The organism is Bacillus sp. JJ675 (assembly GCF_036963165.1).
Lineage (GTDB): Bacteria > Bacillota > Bacilli > Bacillales > Bacillaceae > Bacillus > Bacillus glycinifermentans.
On sequence record NZ_JBALMR010000091.1, the window covers coordinates 1 to 9,972 of the forward strand.

The following is a 9,972-nucleotide window of genomic DNA, read 5'->3' on the forward strand; positions in this document are numbered from 1 at the left end:
CCTTTCTAAAGATCATAAATGACTGGTTGAAGTGATCGGCTTCCTCTTTGTTTTTTGCAAAATACCGTTTTTGGATTGGAAGCAATTCCGTTTTGCCTGTAACGTTTTCGTTATGTTTATGCTCTCTCGCAATTTTCGTTATCGATTGGCTCAGGTCTTTTATTTTAGGATTTGCAAACAAATCCTTGATCTCAAGCTTCAAGTTCAGCCTTGAGAGCTTTGAAACGATCTGCAGCGCCTTTATTGAATCGCCGCCTGAGGCGAAGAAATGGTGGTTGATCCCGATATCGCCTGCACCGAGAACCTCCCTCCAAATTTGCACCAGCTTGTGTTCGGTTTCATTTCGGGGCGGCTCATACTCCGTTCCTGTGCTTGCATTGCCGTCATGTTCCGGGAGCGCCTTTCTGTCTATTTTGCCGCTTGATGTCCGAGGAAGATGATCAAGCTTGACAAAATATGACGGGATCATATAATCAGGAACCTCCTTTTCAAGGAATTGACGCATCGCCGCAATGGTCAATCCTTTTTGAGATGCAAAATAGGCGCATAAGTAGCTGTTTTGATTGTGATCTTTTCTGGCAATCACCGCTGCTTCTTTTACTGCCTTGTGTCTTAGCAAACGGCTTTCCACTTCACCGAGCTCTATTCTGTAGCCGCGAATTTTCACCTGATGGTCGGCCCTTCCTAAAAACTCAATATTGCCGTCCTGATGCCATATTGCCAAATCTCCGGTTTTATACATTTTTTTGCCCGGCTCAAACGGATGATCGACAAATTTTTCCGCCGTCAGTTCTGGTTTGTTTACGTATCCTCTGGCTACGCCTTCTCCGGAGATGCACAATTCTCCGGCGATTCCGATCGGCTGAGGGTTGTGATTCTTATCGAGAATATATATTTTCGTATTTAAAAGCGGTGTGCCGATCGGGACCGGTTTCGGCGCCGTTTTTCCGAATTCAATTCGGTATGAAGCGGCATCAACGCAACATTCTGTCGGTCCGTATACGTTTGTAATATTGCATTTCAGATTAGGAATCGTTTCATATAAACCATTGATCAGCTCCGGTGTTAGCGAATCTCCGCCTACGATCAATTCGAGAATGTCCAAATCCCGTTCCATCTTGTCCGCATGCGACAACATGTTTACATGGGCGGGTGTCATATCAGATACATGGATTCTGTTTTTCTCGTAAAATTCGATTAACCTCACGGCGTCAAAGCCCGTTTCTCTCGGTACGATGTAGAGAGTATGCCCAAGCAGGAGCGATGCAAAAATTTGTTTGACGGAGGCATCAAATATATATGGCGCGACCAACGCTATATTTAGGCGTGAATGATGACGGCGGTAAATCCTTTCATTCAGCCCCTGCACCAAATTATTGACGCTGTGATGCTCGATCATGACGCCTTTCGGCTGTCCTGTAGAGCCGGATGTATAAATGACATATGCTCCGTGTTGCGGCTTGGCAAGGTGCTTCAAGCCCGGTACAGATTCTTTTTGATTCAATTGATCAAGCCTGATGATGTCTCCATTAAAATCTTCACCCGGATGAGCATTGCCGGCCACGCACACCGTCTTGACGCGGCTGTCTTGCAACATATAGCTCTTTCTTTCCTCCGGGTACTCCGGATCGATTGGCAGATAGGCTCCTCCTGCTTTCAAAATGCCCATGATGCCGATCACCATTTCGATTGACCGTTCTGTGATAATACCCGTCACAACGTCCGGGCCTACTCCCTTTTCACGCAAAATGGAGGCGAGATGATCAGCTCTTTCCTTTAGTTCCCTGAAAGTAATCTTGTCGTCCCCAAAGACTGCCGCCGGATGATCAGGAGTCCTTTCCGCCTGCTCTTCAAACAGTTCCGGTATCGTTTTCTCTTTGCAGAACTCCCCGTCTGTACGGTTAAATTCATAGAGAATTTTGTGTTTTTCAGCCTCTCCCATTACATCCATTTTATTTAATTCAATATCCGGGTTTTCTGCCGCCGCCTTCAGTAAATGGATAAGGTGTTTTGCCAATCTTTCTATTCTTTCTTTTTTGAACAAAGCCGTGCAATATTCGACTTCCAATGTTAATCCGTCTCTTGATTCGCTTGCGTTTACCGTTATATCGAACTTAGAAATGCCGCGCTCGATCTCAAGCATCTCGCTTCTTAGCCCGTCTGCCGCGAACGGCTTCATTCCTGCCGTATGATACACAAGCATCGTATCAAACAGCGGATTTCGCGACATATCCCTTTCGATATTTACCTTTTCAACCAGCTCTTCAAATTGATAATCCTGGTTTTCATAAGCCGAGAGCGTGTTTTCTTTTACTTCGTTTAAGTATTCTCTGAAAGTCTTTTTGCCTTCAGGATGATTTCTTATCGCCAGGGTATTCACGAACATTCCGATAAGATGGTTAAGATCCCCGTGTTTTCGTCCGGCAATCGGCGTACCGACGATGACGTCTTCTTGACCGGTATATTTTGAAAGCAGCGTTGTATACCCCGCCAAAAGAATCATGTACATCGTAACCCCGTTTTCTTTTGCCATGTGCTGAAGCTTGCCGAACGTTTCTTTTTCGATTGTCAGCGTTACGGTGTCTCCTTCAGTACTTTGGGTCAGCGGCCTTTCATAATCTGTCGGCATTTGAAGTACCGGTATGTCGCCTTTAAATATATTCAGCCAGTACACTTCCTGTTTTTTCAGTTCATGGTGCTGAACGAATTCTTTTTCCCATTCAGAGTAGTCTTTATACTGGATATTTAATGGCGGCAGGTCTTTTCCTTCATACAATGCAGACAGTTCTTTCATAAAGATATCCATTGACACGCCGTCTGAAATGATATGGTGCATATCGAACATCATCAGATGCCGATTTTCATTCATTTTGATGACTTCTGCCCTGAAAAGCGGCGCTTCGTCCAAACGAAACGGCCTGATAAAACGGCTTATTTTTTCTTTGACGCTTTCTGTAACGTTAACGCTGTATGCCGTATGGAAATCGATCTCTTTTTCGATTTTTTGCACAGGTTCGCCGTCGGCCATGACAAAGGAAGTTCTAAACGCTTCGTGTCTTTTCACTATTTTTTGCAAAGCACTCTCGAATCGACGGACATCAAAATCGCCTTCAATTGTCATGGCAAAAGGCATGTTGTAGGCGACGCTGCTGCCTTCGATTTGATTGAGGATATACAGCCTTTTTTGCGCCGAAGAGAGACGGTAGTAAGCTTTGTCTTCCGCTTTCGCGATCGATGGATAAGCACTTTCTTTTGCCGAATCGATATATTCTCTAAGCCCTTTAATCGTCGGGGTTTCGAACATTTGTCTTAACGGCACCTTCACCTTCAGTTCTTGATGAATGTTTGCCAATAATGCGGCTGCCTTGAGGGAATGTCCGCCGGCTTCGAAGAAATTCCGGCTGATCCCGATATGTTCGATTCCTAAAGCTTCTCCCCAAATCGAGGCGAGTTTTTCTTCGGTTTTATCCCTTGGCGCTTCGTAGCCTTCATCCAATCCGCCCCTTCGTTCAGGAGCAGGAAGTCTGTTCTTATCCAATTTTCCATTTACGGTAAGCGGAAGCTGTTCAAGCTTGATAAAGTGCGCAGGAATCATATAATCCGGAAGGTCTTTCTTTAAAAAGCGCCTCATTTCTTCCGATGTGATTTCATTTTTGGCTGTTACTACATATGCGCAAAGGTAACTGTCATGACCTCCGTCCTCCCTAGCAATGACAGCTGCTTCATCAATATCTTCATACTTGAGCAGCCGGTTTTCGATCTCGCCGGGTTCAATCCGGTAGCCGCGTATTTTTATCTGCTGGTCAACCCGCCCTAAAAACTGGATGTTTCCATCAGGCAATATTTTGGCAAGATCCCCTGTGCGGTACATTCTTTCTTCAGGGGCAAACGGATTCGGTACGAATTTTTCCGCGGTCAGTTCCGGTCTGTGCAAGTATCCGCGTGCCAATCCTTCTCCGGCCAAGCAAAGCTCGCCGGCAGATCCAAGCGGGGAAAGCTGATTGTCCTGATTCAGGATATACGCTTTGACATTACTGATCGGTTTGCCAATCGGAATATTTTGATACGGCTTGTCTATTGTAAAGCTTGTAGAGACGACGGTATTTTCTGTCGGTCCATAATTGTTTACGATTTGATAGTTCTTTTCTTTAAAAACGTTTAATTTGTCTCCGCCCGTCAACAGCGTTCTTAACGAATGATTATCAAGCGCCGTAAATTGTTCGCAGACTTGAGTTGGCAAAAAGCAAATCGAAATATCGTGTTCATTAAAATATTCATTTAATTGTTGAACATCCAATCTTGTTTCCTGATTCAAGACGTGGACCGATGCTCCCGCCGTGATATAAGGGAAGAGCTCCCACACAAAGGCATCGAAGCTGATGCTTGCATAAATCGAGCTTTTATCGTTTTGAGCGATGTTATAGCATGTTTGATGCCAGCTGCAGAGATTCATGACGGAACGATGTTCGATCATGACTCCTTTTGGCTTCCCGGTTGATCCTGAAGTGTAGATCACATAAGCCAGATCCCCGCTTTTGTTTACATTGGCAATGTCAGCCGGGTCCTGCTCATCAATCATTTGATCCTGAATGTCAATGAACTCGATCGTTTCTGTCTCAAGCTCTTTGCCAGACGGATCATCAGTAAGAATCACGTTGACCTTGCTGTCATCAATCATGTATTTGATCCGGTCAATCGGATATTCGGGATCAATCGGCAAATAGGCCCCGCCGGACTTCAAGATTCCCATAATCGCAACGATCATTTCGGCCGAACGCTCCATCATGATCCCGACGAGCGAATCAGGCTGCACTCCTTTTTCCCTTAACAGACGCGCCAATCGATTTGCTTTTTCATTTAGCTGGCGGTATGTCAGCCGGTGATTTTCAAAAACCACTGCGGTCTGATCAGGCGTCCGTTTCACCTGCTCTTCAAAGAGCCGGTGGATGGTTTCCCCTTTTGGATAATCGGCCTGTGTATTGTTAAACTCCTGTAGGAGACATTGCTTTTCTTGACGTGAGATCATCTCTATTTGGTTCAGCGCTACATCAGGATTTGCCGTAATTTCTTTTAAAATCCCGATGTAATTTTCAGCTATCCTTGAGATCGTTTCTTCCTTGAATAAGTTCGTGGAATATTCAATATTCAAAATGATCTCTTGTTCAAAATCCAAAATGTTAAACGTCATATCAAATTTTGCATTGTCTAATTCAAAAATGATCGGACTGAGTTTTACACCGCCTTTTTGTTTCGTAAACATCCTGGCATCTTCCAGCACAAACATCGTGTCAAATAAAGGATTTCGGTTAGATTCCCTTTTGACTTCGAGCTTGCGGATTAAATCGTCGAACTGATACTCAGAATGTTCAAAGGCCGTAATCGTATGTTCCTTCGTCTGATTCAAAAATTCCGTAAAGCGTTTTGACGTGTCGATCTTGTTGCGCAAAGCGAGCGTATTGACAAAAACGCCGAAGACGTCTTGAAGATCTTGGTGCAATCTGCCAGCGGCAGCCGTTCCTACCACAATGTCCGTCTGACTTGTATATTTATTTAGAAGCACATAATATGCGCTTAACATCACCATATAGAGGGTAGTTCCCTTGTGTTTTGCCAATTCCCTTATCTGTTCAGACAGCTTTTGATCGATATGCAAATATACGTTGCTTCCTTCAAAAGCGTCGATATTCCGCCGTTTAAAATCATACGGAAAATCCAGCTTCGGCGGTAAGTCGCGATAAACATCAAGCCAGTATTCCTCTTGTTTTTTCATCGCGGCTGATTGATGAAATGTATGATGCCATTCTGCATAATCTTTATATTGGACGCCTGGTTCCGGCAGCGGCTCGCCGGCGTAAAGCTCCAATATTTCGTTCATTAGTATGCCTTGGGATGCGCCGTCAGCAACAATGTGGTGAAAATTAATGACCAGTATATGCTTGTCATCGTCGATTGTAATCAGCTTCGCCCTCATCAGAGGCGGCCTGCTAAGATCAAACGGCTTTGTCGATTCTTTGCAGTAAGCGCTTGTTACTTTCATTAAAGCATTTGCATCGGAAATGGCAGTGCCCACGCGTTCGCATTCCATCTTAAATTCGACATGATGATAAACTTTCTGAATCAGTTCATTGTTTTGGATTTCAAATCCGGTCCGCAAAATCTCATGTCTTTGCAAAAATGTGTGGAATGCTTGTTCAAGCTGAACCGGGTTGATCCGTCCTTCGACGAGAAGCGCCATCGGAATATGGTAGGCTCCCCTTTCATTCTCCATCATGGAAAGCATGTACATCCTTTTTTGTGTAGGAGATGCCGCATAATATTGTTTTTCTAAAGCCTTCTTGATAGGGTTTTCAACATGATTGTCTTCCCTCGTTTTCAAATATTGATCCAATGCGATGATCGTGTCATTTTTAAAGATTTCGCCTATCGGCATCTCAACATTCATTCGTTTATTGATTTCCGCAATGATGGATATGGCCTTCAGCGAATCCCCGCCCAGCTCATAATAGCTGACGTCTAGATTGATGCGGTTCAAGCCGAATATATCTTTCCATATCTTAAGGAGCATGGCCTGTGTTTCATTTTCCGGCTGCATCAATCCGTCTGCTGCGCCTTCATCTATCGTTTGCTGCTCTGCCAATTCTTGCAAAATCCGTTTATCGATTTTTCCGTTTACGGTTAACGGAATTTCGTCTATTTTTACGAACTTCGCCGGTATCATATAGTCAGGCAGCGTTTTTTGCAAAAATGCCTTTAGTCCTTTTTGGCTGACCTCTTTTTTTGCTACGACGAAAGCATATAAGTTTTTCACGCCGTCCCGGTTTGTATAGTCGATAACGGTGGTTTTGCTGATATCTTCATGCTTCAGAAGTGTATTTTCAATTTCCCCCAGTTCCACCCTGTATCCTCTGATCTTTACCTGGCTGTCTTTTCTTCCGAGGAATTCTACATAGCCGTCTTCTTTTAATACGCCGTGGTCGCCCGTTTTATAGATGTAGCCCAATTCCTGATGCCATAGAAATGATTTGTCCGTTTTTTCTTTATCATTAATATATCCCTCTGCCACCCCGGCTCCGCCTATGTACAGCTCTCCTTGTACACCGACAGGGCATAGCTGTTTATGCTGATTTAATACGTATATTTTTTGATTGGCTAAAGGCTTTCCATAAGGGATGCTTTTCCAGTCTTCTTTGATTTCATGAATGGGATAGTATATGGACCAGATGGATCCTTCTGTTGCCCCTCCTAAACTAATGACTTCTGTATTTTTATAAATTTTCTTTATTTTCCCGGGAAGCTGAAGCGGGATCCAGTCTCCGCTGAGCAGCACGAGTCTTAGATGATGGTTGCGTTCATCTTCACGATATAGATCAGCCGTCATTCCCATAATCGCCGGAACCGAGTTCCAAATCGTGATCTCCTCTTGTTCCACAGTCTCTTTCAAGCGGAAGACATCCCTCTGATCGTCAATGATGACAAGAGCAGCTCCGCTGGATAATGCGCCAAAAACATCGTAAACAGACAAATCGAAACATAATGAGGAAATGCCCATGATTTTATCTTTTTCTGTGACGCCGAATTTTTCATTGATATCGATAATGGTATTCGCTGCGGCTCCATGAGTGATCTGAACGCCTTTTGGCTTGCCTGTGCTCCCGGAGGTAAATATGACATATGCCACATCTTCCAGATCGACTTTCACTTCGACTGATTCCTTAGAGTATGATTGAACATCTTCGTGTTGATGCATGTCAGGATTGATAAAGAATTTGCATTTGCTTTTTAATTTAATATACTCTTTTCTTTCTTCCGGATAATCCGGATCAAGCGGAATGTATGCCGCACCTGCCTTTAATACGGCAAACAGATTGACGATCGTGCCTATGCTTCTTTTGCCGATAACCCCTATATAATCGCCTTTGCCTACGCCTTTTTCCAGCAGGTACCTGGCGACTTGATTTGATTTTTCGTCTAATTCCTGATATGTCATCAACTCATCATGATGCTTCAACGCAACGCGGCCAGGCCCTTGTTTAACCTGATCGGTAAACAGCTCGTGCAGCGTTCGCGCATTGAAAAGTTGATCTGTATCATTGTATTCCCGTATCAAGCGGAGGCTCTTTTCATCGATTTGGATATTTGATACTTCCCCATCGGATACGACTTGATCGATGACGTCTATATACTGGTTAAACATCGATTCAATCACGTCATGTTCAAAAATCTGCTCAACATAGTCCCAGGTGATGTACAAACCGCCGTTGATTTCATACACCTGGTTGTCAATATATACTTGAGATGTTCTTGTGCTAAAGAAATGTACTTTATCAAAATCCACCAATTGATCAAAGGAGTCTTCAGGGTTTTCGCTCAGTACGCTTGTGAACACGATCGGCATGACAGCCTTTTTATTCATGGCATTTTTTCTGGCGATGTGTCTGATCACATCAACGCCGTCATAATGTCTGTGTTCGAGAGCTTCCAGGAGCGTATCCTGAACTTTTAAAGCAAAGTTCCAAAAAGACTTCATGGCCCCTTCTGCATTAATGTCCAGCAGCATTAAGGTCGTAAAATCCCCGATCATTTTTTTCACGTCAGGATGAAACGGGATTCTGTTAAATACGGTTAAGTTAATGGCAAAATGGTTCTGATGGCTCCAGTATGCCAGTATATAAGCGTAAGCTGCACAAAGGACCGATGTCGGCGTAAGATTTTTATTTCTTGCTTTCTTCTTTAATTGATTCCATGTATGCTCATTTAAAAACGTTGAAAATTTCTTGAATGTAGGCTTCGTCACATTAGCAGGATCATATTTTAAAGGCAGTTCAGGCGCGCTAGGAAAATGCTCAAGTTTATCCATCCAATATTTTTCGTCCTTTTTATATCTGCTCGTCTGTTTAAACTCAATCGTTGCCAACACATAATCTCTGAAGGTGTATTCTAAAGAAGGGATCTGAAGGCTTGGGTTTTCATAAAATTGTTTAAACTCTCTGATTAATATTTTCATGCTGCTATCATCGCAAATGAGCGGATCTGCATTAAGGAAAAAATATTTTTTCCCTTCCGGCAATATAAACGTTTTGATTTCAAACAAAGGCCATGTGCTTGGATCGATTATTTTTGACGTCATTTCCGCTCGCTGCTGCAAAATTCTTTCCTTTGTTTCTTCTATTGTTAAATGACGTAAATCCAAGGTTTCTATCGCATAGTATTGTTCTCCTTCAAGAATTTTCTGTGTTCCATTTTCAAATACGATTGTGCGTAGAATCGGATGCCTGTTAATCAATTTTTGCAATGCCGCTTGAAAACGGTTCAAGTCGACATCAGCTTCAAATTCAACTGTCAGGTTGGTTGCCACTCCGCCGATTTCAAACGTTTCATCCCTTCCGACCAAATATGCCAATTGAATCCCTGTGAGAGGAAAGCTTTCATGCATATTTTCCGGATCGGCCGTTCTGTCTATACCGTTGTCAGTACCGGACTCTTCTTGATTCGCTTCAATAAAAGCGCTCAATTCCTTTATGGTACCCAGCTTAAATAATTGATGCAGCGGTACTTCCACGTGCAGTTCCTCTTTTATTTTTGCGATGAGCTCCATTGCATTTAATGAATGTCCGCCCATCACTGTAAAAGGATCGTTTATTCCCGGTTTATCCATATGTAATATATCTCGCCACATGAACGCCAGCTTTTCTTCCGTTTCATTCCTCGGCGCTTCATACTCCGTTTCTGATGCGGCTGTTTTGTCGGGCTCAGGCAATGCTTTTCTGTCCACTTTTCCGTTTTTGGTCAGAGGCAGCTTGTCCAGTTTGACAAAATAGGCGGGGATCATGTATTCCGGCAGTTTGCTTCTCAACCATTCTCTCAGCTCGCCGATCGCGATGTCGCGCTTTGCCGTGATATAGGCGCAAATATACGGGCGGCTCTCCCCGTCTTCCCTGACGGTGACGATCGTTTCACTGATGGCGTCATGCT

1 protein-coding gene is annotated in these 9,972 nt (G+C 43.7%); it reads right to left on the bottom strand.

All coding sequences use genetic code 11. The features are described 5' to 3' along the window. Positions 1–9,972 (bottom strand): amino acid adenylation domain-containing protein (locus V7126_RS21430; protein WP_335498961.1); only part of this gene is annotated, 9,972 nt, incomplete at both ends.